The organism is Verruconatronum alginivorum (assembly GCF_056590205.1).
Genome location: NZ_JBWPVQ010000001.1, coordinates 3,891,519 through 3,914,383 on the forward strand (window position 1 = coordinate 3,891,519; position 22,865 = coordinate 3,914,383).

Consider the following 22,865-nt stretch of genomic DNA (forward strand, 5'->3'; position numbering starts at 1 on the left):
CCCTGCTCAGCAACTTCTAACGGATCCCCCAAGGTCGTCGGGCGGATGCGATCGCGGAGGTTTCGGGTGGGGACGCTGTCATGAATACTCGATCATCCCGCGGTTCTTTTGTATGGATTTCGCTTACCGATGATTCACTCGATGTCGGACGCCTTCCGGGATCCGGGGATTTCCGGGCGGCGATGGAGGATCTGGAGGAAATCCTTTCCCGGATCCTTGGCCGGACAATCACCTTGATCGATAAGGGGTATCCAGTTCTTGAATTTCGCGGCTTCGGAACGGGTGAAACGAACGACGCGGTGGATGCCTTTCAGATTGTTGCCGCGGGGGGGCGCGTTTGTGTCACTGCTTCCGATGAAAGAGGCTGGTCGGCGGCGATATACTGGATGTTGCGCGAGTGGATCGGAGCCCGATGGGTTTGGCCGGGGCCAACCGGAGAATGTCTTCCGAGGTTTGAGGAAATCAGGATTCCGGAAGGAGAGTGGAAAATCGAGCCGGATTTTGTCTTCCGTGGACTGGAGCCCGATGGTCCGGTTTGGGAATGGAGAAGTATCCGGGAGGCGCAGGCCGAACTCGGGGTGGATCCGGCCTTGGAAGAATCCTTCGCGCTTTGGCAACGGCGGAATCTTTTCGGAGGTTGGCGGGTGCAAGACGGGCACCAGATGGTTCGCCTGCTCGACCCGCGGGTCTACGGGGAAGCCCATCCGGAATATTTCGCACTGGTGAATGGGACGCGGCAGAACAAGTTTGTAAACGGGAAGCACGGCAACCATCCATGCACCTCGAATCCGGAGGTGGTCGAGGTTGTCGCGGAGAATGCCTGTCGCTTGTTCCGGGAGAGTCCCGAGCTTGAGGTGCTCAGTATCAGCCCGAATGACGGCGCCGGGTTTTGCGAATGCCCCGACTGTCTCCGGCTGGACCCGCCGGCGCCGTCCGGCGAGGAAGGGAATGACGGGGCCTTCCATGAAGGAACCGAGGCGATGCCGCGGCGTTCCATCACGGATCGAATCTTCGGCTTCGCCAATGCAGTGGCCGAGCGAGTGTATCAGCAATTTCCGGACAGGCGCTTGCTGTTACTGGTTTACAGTGCTTACCGCGACCCGCCGCAACGGACGAAACTGCATCCGATGATCATCGCGCAATTCTGTTGTCAATGCAGTCGGTATCGCAACCGGAGGGTCCGGGAAATCGATCGATCCATCGCCAAGGGATTGAAGCGATGGACAAACGACCGGGGCATTTACGAATACTTTGACCAGGGGGCCTGGCCGGGTGTTATTCGCTTGTTTCCCCGCTGGATAGGAGAATCCGTGCGCGAGTGGTATGAGGAAGGCTTTCGGTATTACCGTCCGCAGGCTTCATGGGGATTCGGGGCGGGCGCGCCGAATCTTTATGTTCTGAGTCGAATGCTGTGGAACGCCCGGGAAGACTGGCGGGAAGTGTTCGAAGAGTTTTGCCGGACCGCGTTCGGACCGGCTCACCGGGAGTTGCAGGATTACTTTGATGGGTTCGCGCAGAGGTGGGACGAATACCAGTCCGAACTGGAGATGGAAGCCGGCGACACCTCGGCTCGCGGAGGAAGCTTTGCGGACATAGGAGAGCTTTATCCAGCCGGGTTCATGCGGCAAATGGAAGGGCTGCTCCGGCGGGCGCGGGAGATTTTGACGGAAAGCCGGGAATTCCTCGACCGGTTGCGGTTGATCGAACAAGGCTTCTCCTTCACCGCCAGTTACATTGCGGCATCGGCGGCCCTGGTTGAGTGGTGCGAGGCGGGAGCTGGGAAGCTCGACCCCGGGGGACGTCTGCTGTGCGATCCGGAATGGATCGATTCGGAACAGAAACGAGCCGGTCTTCAGCAGTTGCTGCGGCTTTGGCAGTCGGTGGAGGCACAGATCGATACGGCGCGATCGGAGCCGACCCTGAGTTTTTTTTGGGTGCGTTATCACCGCGATTACCGGATGCGAGGAGAACCGCTCGCCTCCCTTCGCGCGGTTTGGAACGACCTGGCAAGCGATACACATGCGCAATCCTCCTGAAATTGAAACGCGGCACCTCCCATGGCGCCGGATCTCCCCGGAGGGGCAGCACTGCTTCTTCGGCTATTACGACCTTCCCGCGGTTTCTCGCAACTCCGGACGCTGCCTTGGTCACCGGGTTCGATTTCGCGACCGGTTGCCCACCGCATCGGATCCGGCCGAGATCGGGTGGTTTAATCCCGCCGGAGAGCCGGAGGGATTCCATCCGATTGCCACCACACGGACCTGGAACTTTCAACAAGGGTCATTTCTTCAATGGCTGGGTGGCGGCCACCACGCTCTCTTCTGGAATGATGGACTTCCTGATGAACCGGGTCACGGGGTGCGATTCGATCCCCGCACCGGCGACCGGTCCCGGATCGAACGTTCCCTGGCCAGTGTGAGCCGGGATGGCCGTTTCGGATTATCGTTTTCGTTCGAGCGACTGATCGACTTCCGCCCCGGCTACGGTTACGCGAATCGTCCGGATCCCCGGCGAGACGAATTATCTCCGGACGACGACGGAATTTTTGTGGTCGATCTCGACCGGAACGAATCCCGTTTGCTGATCTCCCTCGCAACCATCCAGGCCGCGATGGAAGTGGATGGGTATCCGGGCGGACGGAAGATTCTGGTCAATCACGTCACCTTGAATCCATCAGGCGACCGGTTCATTGTGCTCGCGCGGAATACCGATGCCGCCGGCAAGCGCTGGGGGACTTTTGCCTTCACCGCCGACCGGCAACGGGGAACGATCCGGCCGCTGATGCCGTTTGGCCTCGTATCCCATTATTGGTGGCAGAATGACCGGGAGCTCTTAATCTGGTGCGACGGCCCCGAGGGGCAGCAGCTTTACCTCGTGGAGAGCGATACCGGAGAGAAGCGCGCCGTCGATCCAGGATTTTTCCAGCGGGACGGACACATGAGTTTATCGCCGGACGGTTCGACGATTCTTTACGACAGCTATCCCGATTCGGATGGGATCCAGCACCTCTACCTTTACTCGACCGGCCGACGGCGGGGATGGGAGATCGGTCGATTTCCGGCGTTGCCGGTGCCGATCCGGGATCTCCGCTGCGATCTGCATCCCCGGTGGAACCCTGATGGAAATGGGATCACCTTCGATTCAACTCACGAAGGGTATCGGGCGGTGTATGCGATCGATCTGAGCGAAATCGCTTCCGAACAGCAGAACTGAAATGACGACTCATAATCAGAATGGCCTGAAGTCTGGCCCCGGAACTTTCGGGGGAATTGTGAAACGAGGAGCCGCGCTTCGCCGGGGACTGGAAGAGCGAATGCCGGATTACGACCGGTTGCTCCAACGCTACGACTTCTTTGAAATGTTCCCGCTCGACGGCGGGGGGTACTACGTCTTTATCGATATTTTGGGTACACTCCGAGACCTCGAGATCGCCGAGAAGGTTGTGTTCGGACAGGCCTTGGATCGGTGGGGAGAACTCGGGCGACTTGAATTTGCGGCGCGGGCCGATTGGGGGAGCATCGAGCAAACAATGTGGCTGCAACGGCTTTACATTCTTCCCAGCCTGGCCCGGGCCTGGTGGCTGACGGGCAAACGGGAATACCGGGAGACCGCACTGCGTCATTTGTGGGACTGGATGGAGAAACATCCCCCACCGGCGGACCTGGAGGCGAACCTTTTGGAAGAACGTCAGCGGTTTGCCTCGCAAGGACGAGCGCCCGGACCCTACATTCGCGCCTGGTTCGATTTTCAGCCGGCGACGCGGACGCTTTACCTCTTGTGGACGCTTCACTTTTTAAAGGAAAGCATGAGTGACGAGGAGATCGGACGAGTGGCCGGTTTGCTCGACGATCATGGACGCGTCTTGTTGGCCCATTTGGATGTCTGGCCGGAAATGGAGGGGAATCATGCCTGCTTTTGGGCGGTGTCGTTGTACTATTTGGGATGTGTGCTCCGGGAAAGCGACCGGGCAGGTGAATGGCGGAAACGAGGAGCGGAGCGGTTGGCTTTTCATTTCAGCCGGGAGATCGATGCGGACGGATTGTCTCTGGAGGGAAGTCCGAGTTACATGCTCCTTTCTGCCATGCAATACCGGGAAGGGTGGGCGTTGGCTCAGCGCAACGGATTCGAACCGCCGGTCTCCACCGCCGCCATGGTGAAGATGCACGAAAGCCTGGCCCACCTGGTAATGCCGGACGGGACCTGCGCGCCCTTGAACGACGGGTACCGGGCGAATGCCCGGCCGCTGATGGAGTTGGCGGCGGCTTTTTGGGGAGAGCAGATGTCCGGTGCCGGGGATGCCGAATCCGGTCGGCCGACGGCTCGCGTATTCGAAGGGGCTGGGTATTCGGTGGCGAAAGCCGGTCGCGGGGAAGCCGCCGCCTACGTGATGCTTGACGGCACGCGGTCCACCTGCGTCGGCAAGGCCACCCACGCCCATGCGGGGAAGCTAGGAATCATATTTTATGCCGGCGGATGTTGCCGGATTTGTGACAGCGGGACCGGACCCTACAACGACGAAAGGTTCGGTCAGTGGTACCGGCGGTCTATGGCGCACAGCACGCTCATGATCGATGGACAGGAAGATGCCGATTACCTGGGGGAGTGGGAGTGGGACCGGTTGCCGTCGATCACGCATCAGCCCGTGCGGATGACGGAGCAATGGGCGTGCCTCGGAGCCAGTCAGGACGGTTTTCTCCGGTTGCCGGATCCGGTGAAATGGACGCGTGAAGTCGCGCTCGATCGCGCCGGGCGGTTACTGATCCGCGATACGCTCGAAGCGAAAGAGGAGCACGCGGTCGAGTGGCGTTTCCGCTTGCCCGCCGGGCGGGTGACGCAGACGGAAACCGGTTTCAGGATCTGTCCGGATGGGGCGGAAAATAAACGGTTTTTTTTGACCCTGCTCGAGGGAGACGGATTCGAGTGGGCAACCGAATCGGGCCACTGCTATGAACTGACAGACGCGCGCCGGACGCCGACCGCGAAATATGGCCGTTCGTTTCGAGGACGACTATGCGCAACCTTCGCCGTGACGTCCGATCCGGAGGCCGATCCGGCCTCATTGATGGCACTTCGGGAATCGGCCTGGCCGAAACCGCCGACGATTTCTTGAAAATAAATCTTTACAATCCTGTTAAGTACTGACTATCTTTATAAAACCAGGCGAACCCAATCTGCCCATGTCCTTCGCAAATAAGAAAATCCCCCGAATCTCCCCGTCCCGAATGGCTGCCGAGGCCTTACGGCGCCATCTCCGTTCTCCGAAGAAGACCGGTTACAAGCTCCCCTCGACCGGGGCCTTGGCGAAGGAATTTGGAGTATCGGTTCCGACGATTCGCAAGGCGCTGGCTCAGTTGGTCGACGAAGGGTTGCTGAAAGCGGACAAGGGGAGCGGTTATTTCGTGTCGAGGCAGATTGTGCCGGAGGCCCCTGTTGGTTTGCTGTATGATTTGGATTTCCGGACCTTTCCATCGGCGGAGCTCGGTTCGATTCTGGACTGTCAGTCCGCGCTGGCCGAGTTGGGACGCGAAAGCCGGGTTTACCTGGGGCAAAAAGAGAACGGTGACCCTTCGACGGCTTTGAGTGCGGTCGATCTACTAAGCGATTTGAGTGCCGGAAAGCTGAGTGGCGTACTCGATCTGTCGGGTCGTCCCTCTCCCGAGCTGGAGGGAGCGGTTAACAAGCTGAATCTCCCTTTGCTTGGCATGGGGCGGTATTATCCGTACGGGGTCTGTGAGGATTTCGAAGCATTTTTTTGCAAGGCACTGTCAGTGGCCCGGCAGCACGGCCGCCGGAAGATCGCGTTTTGTGCCATGCAGTATCTCTTTCCGGAGCAGGCGGCCGATTCGGATGCGGTGAAACGAATCATAAAAGAAGCCGGTCTTGAAGTCCGGGAGGCATGGATCCGCACCGACTGGCACAATAGTTGGAAAGGGGGCGGCTGGGACTCTTTTCGTCGGCTTTGGCGGGCCTCGGGCAAAAAGCCGGATGCCCTGATTCTGGGTTCCCCCGCGTTTGCCGAGGAGGTTCAGACGGCCATGGATGACCTGGGATTGCGCCAACCGGAGGATCTCCTGATTGTCTCGGCAGCCATTCGCGGGCGGCGCCCGAGGGGTGGACGGGATAACTGGGCGTATGTCGAGGCCGACTCGATGGAAAAGGCGCGGGTTTTGTGCCGGATGATGGATGATTTGCTGGCGGGACGTCCTGTCGATATGCGCAAGCGTAAGCTGGATGTCTGGTCGATCGATGATCCGATCGCGATTGATGAGCCGGATCTGGCCACCGCTGAAAAAGATGAACCGGGGGAAAAATCCGCCGTTCCCAAGCTTTAGGAAATAAGGAGCCGGAAAACGATACCCGGCTTTAAACCAACCCGAAATACAACGGAAAACCCATTAGAAAACATGAAAAGAGAGGTCAGGAGTATCCCACTTGGTTTGCTGTCGATTTTCGCCCTCGGGGCAGCCGTTATTACAGCGCCGCTTCAGGAAACATCGGCGGCTGACGTAATTTTGAGCGAAAGCTTTCAATCCCCCATTGGCGGCTTGCCTGTTGGCTGGACGCATAACTCGGATGAGGTGAGTGGAGAAGGCGTGACGCGGATGATCCAGGAGTGGGGATCGCCGGGGGCGCCCGCCCACGGAGTCTTATTCCGGCGGGACGTGACCAATCAGAACCGGGCGAACATGTGGTACGCCGGGGTGGATCCGGATCCCCAGTTCAACGATTTCCAGGGCTCGATTCTGATGGGTGTCGCGAGCGGTTCAGCGGCCTCGATGTATGCGGGGGTTCTCATGCGGGCTCAAAATCTCCAGCGTACGGGCACAACCGGTTATTGGGCGGGAGTTTGGAATGAGAATCAACTGGTCATTTCAAGGGACCCGCTGGGGGCGCATCTCAATCCCGGCACCGTTCTGAATTCAATGACGATTTCGAACATTGCGACGCACACCATTAAACTCGATTTTTCGGCGGCCGGAAATGTGTTGTCGGTTTCGGCCCGGCGGTGGAACGCCGATGCAGAAAATTGGGATTTTCTCGGTAGTCTCAGCGCAACGGACAACACCTATACGCAGGGCCGGATCGGAACAAGAGTGGCCTTCACCAGCAACAACCGGCAGGTGTTATTCGCGGACTTGGTTGTGACCGAGTATGTGGAGTCCGTCGAACCGTTCCGGGTCGAAATTCTGCCGATGACGGTCGAGGGGCACTTTCGGTTAAACGTCTTTGGGGAACCGAATCAGGATTTTGTGATCAGCGCGTCGACCGATCTGGCCGACTGGGAGGATGTCGCGATCGAATCGACCAATGCGGAAGGAGTGTTCGAGTTTACCGATCTGACTTCGGGCGGTTTCGATCGCCGTTTCTATCGGGCGACACCGCAATGATGAAACTTTAAGAATCTTAGGCGACACGCTCTGAAGTCACCTTCCACACGGGCATTATGAAACGATATCATTCAGCTGCTTTCCCCGCCGCAGCGAAGGTTAGACGGGGGTTCACCCTCATTGAATTGTTGACGGTGATCGCGGTCATCGGAATTTTGGCGATGATCTTGATTCCGGTAGCGTCCCGGGTGCGGGAATCGGCGCACGGCACAAGGAATGCCAGCAACCATCGAGCCATCATCGTCGCTCTCCTGGCATACACCCTGGAGAACAACGACACGCTTCCGTACGCCGACGACGACCGGAATTTGCCCGGTCAGCCCGACACGCGGCGAAGCACTTATACCCGGTTGCTGGTTACGGGGGGATACATCGGCGATCCCTCGGTCTTTTTCGCGCCGAAAGCGGGGGATTGGTACCGGCACGAAGGGGCACTCGACAGTCCGTCGATTCAAAGCTGGGTCCCCTGGTATTATACGAATTACGGGGCCAATCGTTATGGAGCCATGCCGCGCGCGCCGCAGGACGGGAATCGGCGGCCGGTCAATCTCAATCAAATTCCAGATCCGTCGCAGCTGATGGTTCTTCGCGACGTCTGGCGTTCGGGCCGGGATGAACGCGGAGGAGGGGAAGCTATTTTCAGCACGACCACCTACTTTCCGCCTCTCGACAAGCGCTACAACGGTCGCGTTTATGCATCGTTTCTCGATGGCCGGGTCGAAGCCTTCGATGGTGACGAACTGCTCAATATCCTTGGGAACAACCCGAGAACGGGGCCGCCCCTTTTTGAAAACGTCTTCACCCAATGATTGGTGCTTTTGAAGCCCTAATCATCACAACAACCCATACGCAATCGATGAATGACCATGAAAGTTCAAATAAAAAAGCCCTTCCTCCGTTTAGTATCAATTCTATCGCTCAGTGCTGCGGTTCTATGGCCGGTTCAAGAAGCATCGGCCCAGTTACTCTTGTCTGAAAGTTTTCAGTCACCCGTCGACGGTCTGCCTGCCGGGTGGAGCCATAATTCGGATGTGGTAAGCGACGTTAGCGTAATGCGCGGCATCCAGGCGTGGGGTGCAGCTGGCGCACCGGCAAATGGAGTCCTCTTTCGAAGGGACGTTACCAATCAGAACCGGGCTAATATGTGGTATTCCGGCGTAGATAGCATTTTCGATGATTTCCAAGGTTCGATCCTGATGGGGGTCGCGAGCGGTTCAGCGGCATCGATGTACGCCGGAGTCTTGATGCGATCAACCAATACCAGCAGGACGGCTACGACTGGTTATTGGGCGGGAATCTCAAATGAGAATCAACTGGTCATTTCGCGGGATCCATTGGGAGCCCATCTCAATCCGGGGACCGTTCTCAACTCAATGTCGATTTCCAATATCGCGACAAACACCGTGAAACTGGACTTTTCAGCCGTGGGAAGTCTGCTTTCGGTTACCGCCCACATTTGGGATGCAGGCGAGAGCAGTTGGTCCCTTTTGGGCAGTATCAGCGCCACCGACGAGACCTACACCGCAGGCCGGGTCGGAACACGGGTCGGTTTTGCATCCAACAACCGCCAGGTCTTTTTCGGGGACCTCGAAATGTCGGTTATTCCGGAGCCCCGCGCTTATGCGTTGTTCGCAGGGTTCGGGGTATTGGCCCTTGTGGTCATTCGCCGCCGGTTGCGCCGGTAACCGAAGGCTGGATTTCCTCCCTCCCTGCCGGACGGCAGGGGGCTGGAGGAATGGCCTCTGGATAAAAGATACATGAAGGCGTTTTTCTTATCGATCGTTCTAGTGGTCTTGGCAGGATGCGGCGGGGCGGGTTCGTCCAACTCGGATGCACAAAATAGCCAACCCGAGCCTGATCGATACCTTCGCCTGGAAGGCGACCAAACTCTGCCGGGGCAACGAATGCTCCGGCTCTTGGGAGCTTCGGAGGAAATTGACGCCGCGTTGGCGGACCGGCGTTTGCATGTAAGGGACGCCGCGGGAACGGAGGATGGCGGCGATCAGGCGGGCGACTTTCGGGCGATTTTCGACTTTTACCCGGTCGGCACCCGGACGAGTTTTGCGGTCAGCCGTGATGAGGCGAACCTTCATATCCGTCTGCGGGCAGACCGTCCCCCCGAACGCGGTCCGGCCGGAGAGCGGGTTTGGATTCTGCTCTCTCCGGGGCGGGACGATCCCCGCTTCGTCCAAATCCAGGTGGACGCCACCGGGCGGACGACGGTCCTTGGCCCGCCGGAGCCGCCGTCGCGGGCGCCCGGCGTCGTCCGGCGTATTATTCATTCAGGCGAACGCCTGGACCCTCAGATCACCGGAACGGTCGGGCGAATCGCCGGGGCCTGGACGGCTGAAGTGACTATTCCATTCGAGGAACTCGGGGTGGAGTCGCCAGGTGCGAGCGATGTTTGGCGGATCAATCTGATTCGCGACCGGGCCGGGGTGGATCCGGTCAGCAGTTGGTTTCCGCTTCTGCGTGGATACATGCGGGTCGGTTCGGAGCCGTCGTGGGATGTGATGGGGAACCTCGCTCATTCCCAGAATCGATACGGAGAACTGGTGTTTGACGGGAGCGCCGAGCCAACGCTAGGGAGCGGAGTGAAACTTGAATTTATCGATCCACAAACCAAACGGATTCATCTGACAAGCGATGAGTTGATGGCGGCGGACGATTGGGAATGGAGTTGGTTTGGGCCGGATGGAGTCCGGAAGCCGATGGAGGTCCGGGATGTGGAATCGAACGGACGGGTTGTTGATGTGATTCATCCTCATCCGGCGGCGCCCGGTCGCTACACGATCGAGGCTTACGACCATTCCGGACAATGCCGGTTGGTTCTGGCGATGGATCGCGAGGCGATGATTCGGGCCGGGGCGGCCGTGCACCGTGCGTTGACGCCGATGGTCGAGAGGGAGCGGAAACCTGTTTCCTGGGGGCGCCCCTCGGGCGAAGCAAAACGATTGTTGGAGATGATGCCGGAATCCAACGGCTTTTGGCGGGTCGGCTCACCGGCGGCGAAGGACAACAGCCGCGACCGCAGGGGAGGCTTCAGCTGGAGCGCGGAGAAACCTCATCAATTGGTTTGTCTCGAAAGCGGAACGGTGTTTCCGAACGAGAGGAGTTATCCGACCAGTGGAGTATCGGTCTTCCGGAACCAGCGCGGCTTGCCGGTCGAGTTTCCTTACATCACCCGGGGCGATGGGGTGAAGTGTTACGTGGAGCCCACTCTGCGAATGTATCAGATCACCCACATCGTCGATCGTCTGCCGGAACTCGCAAAAAGCGATCCGGCCGGCGCCGCCCGCGTGCTTTATGAATTGGCCCTGCGTCATTCGAATTTCGTGGTGCTCTACGATCAGCGTTGGGCGCCTCCCGGTGCGGTCGAGTCGATCGGGCCGCCCTGGCGGCAGATGGGAGCCGGCGTCTGGCGACCGTGGCCGGAGCATGACGAAGTCGAGCCGGTGGTGAGGCTGGCCGAAGCCTTGCGAACGATTCGAGAAACCGACGCGTTGGATCATCTCTCCGCCGAAGTGGAAGAGGATGCCGGCGCCCGAATCGAGTATGGAATGATCCGGTCGAGCATCGAGCGGATGCGTTCGTTTCCGATCCAGAATCATAATATCGACGGCTACGGTTTCGCCCATTGGATTGCCCTGGGCAAAGTGCTTGGAGAGCCGGATTACCTCCATGATGTCTGGGAGCGGGTGGAGAGCCTGGCGGCCGATGAGTTCCTGGTCGATGGATTCTTCAATGAGGTCACGCTCTCCTACCATCGGCAAACGCTCAACCGGTCGATCAATTCCATTGCCCGGGCGCTATCCGATTGGGCCGATCCGGAAGGGATGATTTCACCCCGCCTCGGACGAAGGTTGGACAACGATGAATTGCGCGCGCATCTTGCGGAGGCAAACCCGCATTTACACCGGGCATTCGCGCTGGCCGACGAGATCGTGTATCCAAACGGTCGATCCTTGCCGGTCCAGGATACCTGGGCGTCGGATCAGCTCACCTCAAGATCCGCCGCGGAACCGCGATTTTTTACCGGCTCGAAGCTGGCCCGTCTGGAACGGGAAACTTCGACTGGCAAAGCTCAAGGATGGTTGCTGTTTCATCCCAAATACACCGGTCACATCCACGATGACGTCCTGAACCTGGCATTGTTCGACCAGGGACGTGAACTGATCCCGCTTCTCGGATACGACCGTTCGCGCATCCGGAGCTGGTCGCAATCGACCCTCGCCCAAAACACGGTGGTGGTCGATTCCCGAAACTTCAACGGATCGGGTGTTGAAAGAGGAGGCGACATCCGGATTTTCGCTCCGGTTTCATCCGGTCTGCAAATCGTGCGGGCGAGTCAGCACAACGTCAGGCCGGGCGTGGTTTCACGGTATGAACGGGAATTTTGGATGGTGGGACGTCCGGGAGGCGACACGTACTACGTGGACCTGTTCCGGGTCGCGGGAGGGCAACGGCACGAATACACTCTCAATGGAGAGGCATTGCACGAAGCCACCTATACCACCGATCTTTCACTCGAGGCGAACGCGGACACTCTCCTGTCGTCGGCAAATGGCGCCGGTCGATATCCGCCGTATGAGTTTCTTCGTGACGTCCGGATGGGGCGGGTGGCGAGCGGACGGTATGAGCTGCATTTGGAGGCACGGGAAACCAGGTTTGAAAGGGACCGGTTTGTCGATACGGGAAATCCGATTTCCGGATACCGGCTGACGGGGTTTGTGAGCGAGGAAGGCGAAAGCAAGCTGTTTCTCGGACGGGCTCCCTCCTTGCGGCCGGCGCGGTGGTCGCGGAACGCCCGGGACCGGTTGTGGAATGATCATGCGGCGATGGAGCATTGGATGCCGAAAATGGTGGTGCGCCGGGAAGGGAACAACCTGGAGAGCACCTTTGTTTCGGTTATCGAACCCCATGCCGGCGGAGGCGAAGCCGTTTCCACGGAAGTGCGACGGATCGAACGTCCGGGGCTGGTCGCGCTTTCATTGAGGTACGGAGCGACGGAAGACATCCTGCTGAGCGCGGATGACCCGGATGTGGAGCATATCTTAGGGGAGATTCGATTTTCCGGATCGGTTGGATTTATCCGTCGGCAAGGAGGCTCGCCCGTCGAGCTGGCGATGGTCGGCGGCACGCGGTTGCGGGATGGCGAACAGGAATTGAATGGCCGCGGACGGGCAACGGGAAGGATCCTCGAAACCCGCCGGAAGGCCAGCGGTGATTCGCACGATGCCGTGGTGGTCGACGTCGAGCCGGCGGAAGAATGGGTCGGGACCACGCTGATCGTCGAGCACCCGGATGGGGAAACCAAGGGGTTCGCGATTCGGGAGGTTCATCCGGGCCCGAAAGACGGGATGGCTTTGGTCGTTCTCGCCTGCGATCCCGGTTTCAGGATTTCCAGGCATGGAAGTTCGGGAAAAGTTTACTTTCCATTCACCCAGTGGGCGGATGGAGCGCACGGTTTTCATATTTCAACTCACGCGAAATGGACGAAGCAATGAGATGGCCTGTCCCATTACCGGCCGGGCGCTTTTCGGGCACCCACAGCAAATTACTTGTATTTGTCATTTGGATCGTTTCGGGCCTTCTGGCTTTCCCCGGTGGGGTAAACGCCCAGGCCGGAAACTTCGAGGGGCCGTTTCGTTCGGATGGGTTGGCATTTTACGTCGTGCATCCCGGAGGGAATTTCAACGCTACGCTCGATTTTCAATTCGGATCGAACATTTCATGGGGAGTCACTTCTCCGGCGAAACTCATCGTCCGTTTCTTTGACGCGGAGGAGAACCTGGTCGATTGGTCGTATCATAATTTGCACCGGGAAGGCGTCAGTTCGAAGAATGTTTCGTTCTCCTTGCCGGCTGCTCCGGCCGGAGTTTACCAGATCCGCTATGCGGCGACTTCGGTCAGCATCCCATCGGTATCCATTCAATTGAATTCCGGGGCTAAATTTGGAATTATGCCGCTCCGGTTTATCTCCACGGCAAGGACGGATCAGTTCAACGAAGCTTATATGTTGATCCCTCCGGGGGCGGCGACCCACATACCGCCGAGCACCAATGTGGCGGGTCACGGGCGTTACCAGGTATGGCTCAAAGGAACGGGCAGCGGGACATTATCGCGGGTGGGCGGTCCGGTGCTCGCCACGTTTTCCACGAGTGGAACATTCAATGTTCCCGTCGCGCCGGGAGATGAAGGAACGGTTTGGCGGTGGTCGCTCAATCTCGCCACCACCCCCGGCACTTTCTTTTTTCATGGGGGAAGTTTCGACGGAATCTTGTGTCCCGATATAGAAACCGCCCAGGCGATCGGAGGAGGGATTCACGTCGCCCCGGATGGCAGCGTCTTTCCCCATCGGTTTCAGCTCGAGATGTATGATTGGGTTCAGAATCTGACCGCCGGGGACCTCGCGGTGCCATCCGTCAACATGGCGGATTATGCGGCAGCCTGGGTCGCGGAACCGCGCAACATCCATTTGTTGGGACCCTTTGGAGCGTTTTCGGCGCTTCGCCATATTTTCGCGAATCAAACGAAAACCAATCCGATGGCCTCGCACGCGCCGGCGGTCGCCCTGGCCGCGGCGTATTCGTTGAACGAACCTTTTAATCCGTTTTACGGTGACGAAGGAGTCGCCCGGAGATTGCTGTTATCGGAGTTCTCCACCTTGCTTCGTTTGCGGGAGACCGAATCCTTGTCGAGCCACAACGGGCAGGAGCGCACCAGTGCCAGTGACGCGTTTCCAACTGAACGCCTGGCTTTCGGGATCGCCGCTCCGCTTCTTCCCTGGCCCGAACTCCGGGATTTATATACCGAAGGATCGCGCCGTGGGCTGGATATCAATCCGCATTCACGGATGAGCGGTGAGAACCGGAGTATTCATTGGGTGTTGAATCATCAATACATGTATGAAGGAAGCGGGATCGAAGATTATTCCGAGATCGCGCAGGACTTCCTGGAGGCGATGATCGATCCTGTTTTGAATCCCCCCTCGGTCACCGGTTATTTCATGGAGGAATATGGCCCGGACGCGACTTATTCGGGCATCACCGCCGCTCATCTCGCTTGGTACCATGGTTTGACCGGGCACCCGGGCGCCCTGGAGGCGGCGGGAAAAATGTTCGATCTGTTCAATCACACCGTGGCGCCGGAGCCGAACGGGGCGAGGGAAGGGGCGAGCAACTTCAGTCACCGAACGCCCGGTTCATGGGCTCAACGCCAGTATGGAGGAGGGTCGCTGCCGTTGTCCGCGTATTTGCCCGAGGCCGCTGCCTGGCATCAAGGAGGAATAAACCCCAATTTTGCGGCGGCGATTCAGGAGAGCCTGGAGCATTATTGGTATGGTCCGGTCCGGACGGTGGACGGGGCTTCTTCCTATCGTTTTGCCAACAATTACCTGTTTTTCCCGGAAACCATCCTGGAAGCCGGGCTTCCAGTCGCCACCTCTTCGAATTTCACGCGGACATTCGGAGATGAATTCATCGCGGTGCGCCGTCCGGGGTATTATGCCCTGGTTTATGTCGGCAAGCCGGATCCGGACGTTCCGAGGATTCGAAACAGGGATCTGCCACATCTGCTGCAACGCCGGACCGGCGGCGGGCTGTCGATGTTCTGGACCCCGGAATACGGCAACATGATTCTGTCGGAAAACTGGCACGCCGACACCAATCAAATGGTGCGGGCCGATCTCGGTAACGGGGCGGTCGATTGGCCGGATTACTGGAGCCTGGAGGCAAATTTCGATCCTGCGGCGGGCCAACTCGTGACCACCAGCAGCTTTATGTCGATTCCCTCGAGTATCCATCGAACCACCACGTTTGGAGCGGAGACGGTGAGCCAGAATCTCGCCATTCAACTGAACTCCCCGACAGCGGTTGGAATGTTGGTCGAGCAGATTCCCTTTTTGATGAGGGACGGGAAACCGGACGGGCTGCTGCGGCGGCAGAATGGCGAATGGGTGGATTTCTTCGAAGAGTCCTCCGCGCCTCTCGTCCTTCAGGCGTTTCCACAGGCGGATGGGGCCAACGACTTTGAGTCGGGGTGGTCGGTGAGTTGGTTTGGTGCGGCCGGGCAAAACGAAGGGATCGTCGCATTCGGGCCGTTGCCGGGGTCGGACGAGTTGGCCCTCCGGATGGAGCGGACGACCGCGCCCGGGGGCAACAGCTTCGTTCCCTACACCGGATCGTTCGGTCCGATTGAAGGCGGGCGGTTTTCTGATTTCCGCGCCTCCGCGGTGATTCGTCCAACCGGGGCCGCCGCCTGGCGGGGATTGTTGGGCCGGGCTCAGTCGACGGGCTATAATTCACCTGGGTACTATGCGGCGGTGGATACAGGAGGAAACCGCCTGGCGATTTTCCGTGACCCGCAATCGCATATCAATCAGGGGACCGAATTGGTGGGAACAACCTTGCCCGCGATTTCAGCCGGAGTCGATTATCGTCTGAAGTTCGATGCGAAGGGACCTTTGCTGAAGGCTTCACTCTTTGGGTGGGATGCGGACGAGCAGGACTATACGATTCTCCTGGGGCAGGTCGAGGTTTCGGATACCGTCCATGGGAGCGGATATCTGGGTCCGAGAATCGCATCGGGCTCCAACGGGCGAGGCATGTATCTTCGCAAATTGGAGGTCCAGCCGATCATCCCGGTGTTGGAGGCGTTTTCCGAAGAGGATGCCGGAAACGAATTCGAGGAGGGATGGGTTGTCCGGTGGTATTCGGGGTCCGGTCCCTCATTGGGCATCGCCGAGATCCAGACGCTGCCTGGTTCCGACAAGCTTGCTTTGCGGATGGAGCGGACTTCTTCCACCGCCGCCGGAGGAAACAGCTTCGTTCCTTACACCGGTACCATCGGGAGCGTGGAAAACGGACGCTGGTCGGACTTCCGGGCCACGGGCATCGTCCGTCTGATTGGAAGTGCCACATGGTGCGGGTTCATGGGACGGGCGCAGACTTTGAGTTATACCTCCGCCGGCTACTACGCCGCGATCATCACTTCCGGGCGCCTGGCGATTTTCCGGGACCCCCAGTCGCACATCAACCACGGCACGGAATTGGGTGGGGTTGATGTGCCCGGCATTGCGTCCGGGGTCGATTATAGGCTTTCCTTCGAAGCCAACGGAAATCTGTTGAAGGCCACTTTGTATGGCTGGAATCCAGATGAGTCGGACTATACCAATCTGCTTGGCGAGGTGGAAATCAACGACAGCGCTTACACCGGCGGATATTTCGGACCTCGAATTAGCGCGGGATCTCATTCGCGCGGGATGTATGTTCGCAATATTCATGTCGAGTCCCAGACCAAAGTTCGTTCGGCGGAGGCGGTCTGGATCGGGCAAGGGGAGAATGGGGTCACCATTCAGTTTGATTCCTCCCGCCTGGTGCGCCTCGCCGCCGAGACCGTCGGGGTCAGCGATTCGACGGCCAGCGGCCAGACGCAAGTCGCCGGGCAGCGGCGGGGACTGTTGCAAATCATTTTGACCCCCAATGCCGGCGGACACGCGGCCCTGCGATATTCCCTGATCCCATCGCAAATTCCAACGGGAAACGGCGACAACGGCGGCAACGGCGGGGGGAATGGACCGGACCTCGATCCTGACCAGATCCATCAATTGATCGAGCCCCGCTTTTCACTCGCCGTGGACGGGGGAGGGGATCGCTTTGCCACAATCACATTTCGTTGGCCGTTCGGCGAAGGGGACGATGTAACCTATACATTGGAAGGATCAGACGATCTGGGAACATGGACCGAGTTGCAGGAAGGGCAAGAATACATCCTCACCACTCTTCCGGATGATGGCGAAGGACCTCGTTTATCGGCAACGCTGACGGATTCCGTTGAAGAGAGATTTTTTCTGCGGATGCGAATCCATTTGAATACGGATTAACCCGCCGCGCGTGAGCGGCTTTCTCTGACGACATTATGTATGACGATCTTACACACGGCCGAACCGGACCGATCGGAGACGACTCGAAGAGGGACGGGCTTTGGAATACCTTCCGGGGAAGCAAGGATTCCCCTTCCCGTTCTAAAGGAGGAATCCTCGTCTGCCTGAATCCGTTTGAACGGGAGAATTTTCTTCCCGCCGAATTGGAGGCTGAATTGAGGAGATTGGGAGAGCCGGTGCGGATCCTCGCACCACCCGGGGATACGCCAGCATTGACCGCGTTGCTCAACGAAACCGAGGCGAGGGTGCTTGTCGGTTGCTGGAGTCTGCCTCCCCTGCCTGCTGAGCGAAGCGCTGCTCCGGCGCTGGAGTATTTTTGTTATCTCGCAGGGGACCATCGTCCAAAAGTTTCGGATACGGTTCTCGAAGACGGATTGTGGTGCACCAACTGGGGAGAGAGCATCGGGAGGGTGGTGGCGGAACATGCGTTGCTCCTGGTGTTGATGTGCCTTCGCCGGGCGGCCTACTGGTCCCTGGCCATGCACTTGGAAGGAGGGTGGAAATCGAAGGAAGCCGCCGATGAAAGAAGTCTGATCGGTCGCCGTGTCGGTATCCATGGGTTCGGGGCGGTGGCCCGCGCATTGGTGCCTATGCTTAAACCGTTCGGCTGCCAGTTGGCGGCCTTCTCGGAAGGTCCGCCGGACGAGTTGTTTGTCGGAAATGGGGTGACCCGCATGTCGAACCTGGACGAACTCTTCGAATGGGCGGAGATCGTGGTGGAAGCGGAGGCTCACAATGAACGGACGAATGCCTGCGTCCGCGAAAGCCATTTGCGCGCGCTCCGGGACGGGGTTTTCGTCAATGTAGCCCGGGCTGAATTGGTCGATGAGGATGCCCTTGTCCGGGTGGCTAAGGAAGGGCGGTTGCGCATCGGACTCGATGTCTACCACACCGAACCATTGCCGGGAAATTCACCCCTGCGAGGGTTGCGCAACATTTGTTTGCTGCCGCATATCGCGGGACCGACGGTCGACCGGAGAATCGATTCCGGTCGACTGGCCTTGTCACAGATTCGGAGATACCTCGCGCGGCAGATTCCTCTCAACCCGCTTCCGCGGCAACAAACCGTATAAATCTCATGCACCGAAGTTGCATGATGAAAAAATTATGACGATCAAACATTCTGAAAAAGGATCCGAGGCGGCGCCTTCGATTTTACCCGCTGCTGCCGAAGACAGTTCCCTTGCCAGCGAATCCACTTCCTGGATACTCCCGAATGGGATCGAACTTCCCGCTGATTGGCCTCCGAAACGGGATTCTCTGACACTCGATCCGATCCCTGTGCCTTACCTGAAATCTCCTCCGGAGGTGATCTCCATCGCCGAAGGACGACAGCTCTTCGTCGACGACTTTCTCATTGAGGAGTCGACCTTGACCCGCACCTGGCATAAACCCGTCTGGCACCCGGCCACCCCGGTGCTGGTGCCCGACAAGCCGTGGGAAAGAATGGTCGAAGGCTCGGGCCCCAGTGCCGCCTATTCCCTGCCCAGCAGCGATGGCGTATGGTATGATCCGGAAGACCGGCTGTTCAAAATGTGGTATCTGGCCGGTTTGAAATTCAAGACCGCCCTCGCCCTCTCCGACGACGGGATCCACTGGCGAAAACCAGAGTTGGAGGTTGTTCCGGGGACCAATATCGTGCTCGACCGTCCCCGGGATTCTTCCACGGTTTGGCTGGACCATAACGCCGCTGATCCGATGGAACGATTCAAGATGTTTCGTTTTGAAAAGAAGCCTCGCCGGGGATTCTATGTTCATTATTCCCCCGATGGGATACATTGGTCCGGCCCGGCAGCGAAGACCGGCCCGTGTTTCGATCGTTCGACGGTGTTTTACGATCCGTTCCGGCAGCGCTGGGTGTTCAGTGTCAAGGGGTGGAGCCCGCTGGAGGGCGAAGAGCGGCGTTACCGCCGCTTCTGGGACACGGCGGATCTGAAAGGCCCTTACTGGAAGGAGGCCGGCGAGGCCACGGTATGGATTGGAGCCGACCGCCTCGACCCGGTCGATCCGGAGCTGAACGTCCAACCCGAATTATACAATCTGGACGCCGTGGCTTATGAAAGCGTCCTGCTCGGGTTATTCAACATCTGGCAGGGGCAGCCGGACCCGGAGACCAGCGGCAGGCCGAAACGAAACCAGGTTTTCGTCGGGTTCAGCCGGGACGGTTTTCATTGGGACCGGTCGTTGCGCGAACCGTTCATCGGCGTATCGGAAGATCCCGGCGCCTGGAATTGGGGGAATATCCAATCCGCGGGCGGAGGCTGCCTGGTCGTCGGTGACGAACTCCATTTTTACGTTAGTTGCCGGGGTGTGGACCACGAGGAAAAGGCGGAGCGAGGATACGCCGGAATGGCCGTCCTCCGTCGCGACGGGTTTGCCTCCATGGATACGGAAGGAACCGGAGTGCTGACGACCCGTCAGGTCACCTTCTCCGGAGGACACATGTTTTTGAATACAAAGACCCGCAGTGAATTGAGAGTCGAGATTCTTTCGGAAGACGGGAGGCCGATTGAGCCATTCACTTCCGGAAATTGTTTGCCGGTTCGAGGGGATTCCACGTCAGTGCGGGTCCGGTGGAAGGGAGAACCGGACCTGGCGGAGCTCGCCGGACGACCGGTCCGTTTTCGTTTTCATTTGAGCGAGGGGTCCCTTTATGCGTTTTGGGTCACCCCGGATAGCAACGGTGCCAGTGGAGGTTACATTGCCGCGGGAGGCCCCGGCTTTACCGGTACGAGGGACACCTTTCCCGGCAAATGAGAAGCACATGAATCTTATGATGAAACGAACGCTCTTCCCGTGGAAATCTCTTTCGACCCTCGTTATGATGCTTATGTTATTTGCCCGTCCGCTGTTGGTCGCGGATGACGCAACGGTGATTATCGATCACGTGATCGCCTGGCCGAATCTGACCGTTCTTTCCGATGGCGCTATTTTGCTGGCCGGTTTTGATCAGCCGAGTCACGGACGGGTGGAGGGGGATGTCGCCGGGTGGGTGAGCACCGATGAAGGGAAGACGTGGCGCTTGCGGGGGAGGTTAACGGAGCATGAGCCGCGGACCAATCGTATGAACCATTCGGTGGGATTGAATCGTCACGGGGAGTTGGTCGCGTTGGTCTCCGGGTGGAGCGACATCCAACAACCCGAAGCGGAGAAGCAAAACGCCTTTCGGGATAAAATCCTGCGGCCGTGGATTTGTCATTCGAAAGATGACGGAGTGACTTGGAACGTTACGAAGGACGCTTTTCCGGCGGATCCGTCCGGGCGGGAATTGATTCCATTCGGGGACATCGTGCTGGCGGATGACGGGAGCCTGCGGGTGGCCGCTTACTCGGCTCTGAGCGGGGGTGAGCCGAGTTCCTGGAAGGTATTTTTTGTCGTGAGTGACGACGACGGCACCTCGTGGCGGATTCGTTCGGAAATTGGAACCGAAATCAACGAGACGGCCTTACTCTCTCTTGGCCGGGGGGAATGGCTCGCGGCCTCCCGGGGGGAGGCGCTCACCCTTTTCCGGTCGCACGACGACGGCGAAACCTGGGAGAACTTGGGAACCGTGACCGAGCCATTGCAATACCCAGCGCACTTTTTAAAGTTGAACGACGGACGAATCGTTCTGACTTACGGAGACCGCCGCGAGGGGCATTATGGTGTCGGGGCCATGATCAGTGATGACCGGGGAAAGACCTGGGGGGATCCGCACGTTCTTGCATCAAGGCCGGCTCGGGATGGCGGGTATCCGGCGAGCGTGGAGCTGCCGGGTGGACGAATCATGACGATTTATTACTCCCGGAAAGGACCGGAGAGAGACTATGCGGTTTTCAGGGTCACCTGGGACCCCGTGGGCGACGGCAGTTCCGCGGTAAACGGATCTGATTCGCGGATCCTTCCCAACGGGATCGAACTTCCGTCCGATTGGCCTCCAAGACGGAGTTCGCTCACGCTCGATCCAATCCCCGTGCCTTACCTGGAATCGCCTCCGCCAGTGATCTCTATCGCCGAAGGGCGACAGCTGTTCGTCGACGACTTTCTTATCGAGGAATCAACTTTGACCCGCACCTGGCACAAGCCGGTCTGGCATCCCGCCACCCCGGTTCTGACCCCCGACGAACCGTGGGAACGCCTCGGCGAAAGCAAAGGTCGCAGCGCCTCCTACGCGATGCCCTTCAGTGATGGAGTCTGGTACGACCCGGAGGATGGGTTGTTCAAAATGTGGTATTTGGCCGGTCTGCTTCACTCGACGGCTTTGGCGGTGTCCGATGACGGGATCCACTGGCGGAAGCCGGAGCTGGATGTGGTTCCGGGCACCAATGTCGTCCACAACCATCAACGCGATTCCTCCCTGGTTTGGCTGGATCATTCCGCTGCCGATCCCGGGGAACGATTCAAAATGTTCCGCTTTGAAAAGACGCCCCGGCGAGGATTCTTTATCCATTTTTCCGCCGATGGCATTCATTGGTCGGAACCAGTCGCACAGGCGGGGCCAAGCTTTGACCGGACAACCGCCTACTTCGATCCCTTTCGTGGACGCTGGGTTTTCAGCGTGAAAGGATGGGGCGATTTGGAAGGGGAGGATCGTCGTTTTCGGAGATTTTGGGATACCACGGATTTGACGGGGCCGTATTGGGAATGGGCCAGCGGAGCCACGGCCTGGATTGGAGCCGATCGTCTCGATCCAATCGACCCGGAGCTCAACGTGCAGCCGGAGATCTACAATCTGGACGCGGTGGCGTACGAGAGCGTGTTGCTTGGTCTGTTTACCATCTGGCAAGGGCAGCCGGACCCCGAGACCAGCGGCAGGCCCAAGCGCAACCAGGTTTTCGTTGGGTTCAGCCGGGACGGATTCCATTGGGACCGGACTCTGCGGGAACCGTTCATCGGTGTTTCGGAAGACCCCGACGCGTGGAATTGGGGGAACGTCCAGTCCGTGGGCGGCGGGTGCCTGGTCGTCGGCGACGAGCTTTACTTTTATGTGAGCGGCCGCAGTGCGGGAATAGGCGGGGACTTCGAACGGGCTCACACCGGACTGGCCGTCTTGCGCCGCGATGGATTCGCCTCCATGGATGCGGAAGAGACGGGAGTGCTCATAACTCGCCCAGTCATTTTCGATGGGAAATATGCGTTTGTGAATACGGCTACCCGCGGTGAATTAAGAGTGGAAATAGTTTCCGAAGAAGGTTTGCCGGTGGAGCCCTTTACCGCTGAGAATTGTGAGCCGATTCGGGGGGATTCCGCTTCTCATCGTGTTCGATGGAACGGGCAATCGGATCTGGCAAGCCTTTCTGGGCAGATCGTGCGCTTTCGGTTTGAACTCACGGAAGGCTCGCTTTTTTCATTTTGGGTGAGTCCGGAGACCAGCGGAGCCAGTCGAGGCTATGTAGCGGGGGGAGGCCCGAGCTTCACGGGGGCGCGAGACACGCTTGAAACCGCTCCTTAGGGGCGAGTCACTCCGTTCAAACTGTCTCGATGGTTTACCCACGATCGTGGCATTCTCGCGAGGCGAAAGACTCGCGGAGGCAATGCGGACACTGGCGGCCGAA

General features: G+C 58.8%; 12 protein-coding genes. All 12 read left to right on the plus strand.

Annotation, left to right across the window (positions count from 1 at the left end; translation table 11 throughout):
- Positions 1-80 precede the first annotated feature (80 nt).
- The 12 genes from ACWUI2_RS13945 to ACWUI2_RS14000 all read left to right on the plus strand — a co-directional run bounded on the left by ACWUI2_RS13945 (position 81) and on the right by ACWUI2_RS14000 (position 22,762).
- Positions 81-2,036, plus strand: a complete 1,956-nt coding sequence (locus tag ACWUI2_RS13945) for a DUF4838 domain-containing protein (RefSeq protein ID WP_486983463.1) — start codon at positions 81-83, stop codon at positions 2,034-2,036.
- Positions 2,020-3,213: a TolB family protein gene (locus tag ACWUI2_RS13950; RefSeq protein ID WP_486983464.1), complete on the plus strand. Its 1,194-nt coding sequence runs from the start codon at positions 2,020-2,022 to the stop codon at positions 3,211-3,213. The genes ACWUI2_RS13945 and ACWUI2_RS13950 overlap by 17 nt, the downstream gene beginning before the upstream one ends.
- A gap of 58 nt (positions 3,214-3,271) precedes the next feature.
- Entirely contained in the window at positions 3,272-5,110 is a 1,839-nt protein-coding gene (locus tag ACWUI2_RS13955) for an alginate lyase family protein (protein WP_486983465.1), read from the plus strand.
- Positions 5,111-5,222: 112 nt separating this feature from the next.
- Positions 5,223-6,332, plus strand: coding sequence for a GntR family transcriptional regulator (locus ACWUI2_RS13960; RefSeq protein WP_486983466.1), 1,110 nt, complete (start codon positions 5,223-5,225; stop codon positions 6,330-6,332).
- Between the two features lie 246 nt (positions 6,333-6,578).
- Positions 6,579-7,388: a hypothetical protein gene (locus ACWUI2_RS13965; RefSeq protein WP_486983467.1), complete on the plus strand. Its 810-nt coding sequence runs from the start codon at positions 6,579-6,581 to the stop codon at positions 7,386-7,388.
- A gap of 56 nt (positions 7,389-7,444) precedes the next feature.
- Entirely contained in the window at positions 7,445-8,197 is a 753-nt protein-coding gene (locus ACWUI2_RS13970; RefSeq protein WP_486983468.1) for a type II secretion system protein, read from the plus strand.
- 57 nt (positions 8,198-8,254) lie between these two features.
- Entirely contained in the window at positions 8,255-9,073 is an 819-nt protein-coding gene (locus ACWUI2_RS13975; RefSeq protein ID WP_486983469.1) for a hypothetical protein, read from the plus strand.
- A 72-nt stretch (positions 9,074-9,145) separates the two neighbouring features.
- Entirely contained in the window at positions 9,146-12,895 is a 3,750-nt protein-coding gene (locus ACWUI2_RS13980) for a DOMON domain-containing protein (RefSeq protein ID WP_486983470.1), read from the plus strand.
- Complete coding sequence (locus ACWUI2_RS13985; RefSeq protein WP_486983471.1) at positions 12,892-17,271, plus strand: hypothetical protein; 4,380 nt, start codon at positions 12,892-12,894, stop codon at positions 17,269-17,271. The genes ACWUI2_RS13980 and ACWUI2_RS13985 overlap by 4 nt, the downstream gene beginning before the upstream one ends.
- 35 nt (positions 17,272-17,306) lie before the next feature.
- Positions 17,307-18,404: a hydroxyacid dehydrogenase gene (locus ACWUI2_RS13990; RefSeq protein WP_486983472.1), complete on the plus strand. Its 1,098-nt coding sequence runs from the start codon at positions 17,307-17,309 to the stop codon at positions 18,402-18,404.
- Positions 18,405-18,438: 34 nt separating this feature from the next.
- Entirely contained in the window at positions 18,439-20,088 is a 1,650-nt protein-coding gene (locus ACWUI2_RS13995; protein ID WP_486983473.1) for a hypothetical protein, read from the plus strand.
- A gap of 73 nt (positions 20,089-20,161) precedes the next feature.
- A complete protein-coding gene (locus tag ACWUI2_RS14000; RefSeq protein WP_486983474.1) occupies positions 20,162-22,762 on the plus strand; it encodes an exo-alpha-sialidase in 2,601 nt (866 codons plus the stop codon).
- The last annotated feature ends 103 nt before the right edge of the window (positions 22,763-22,865 follow it).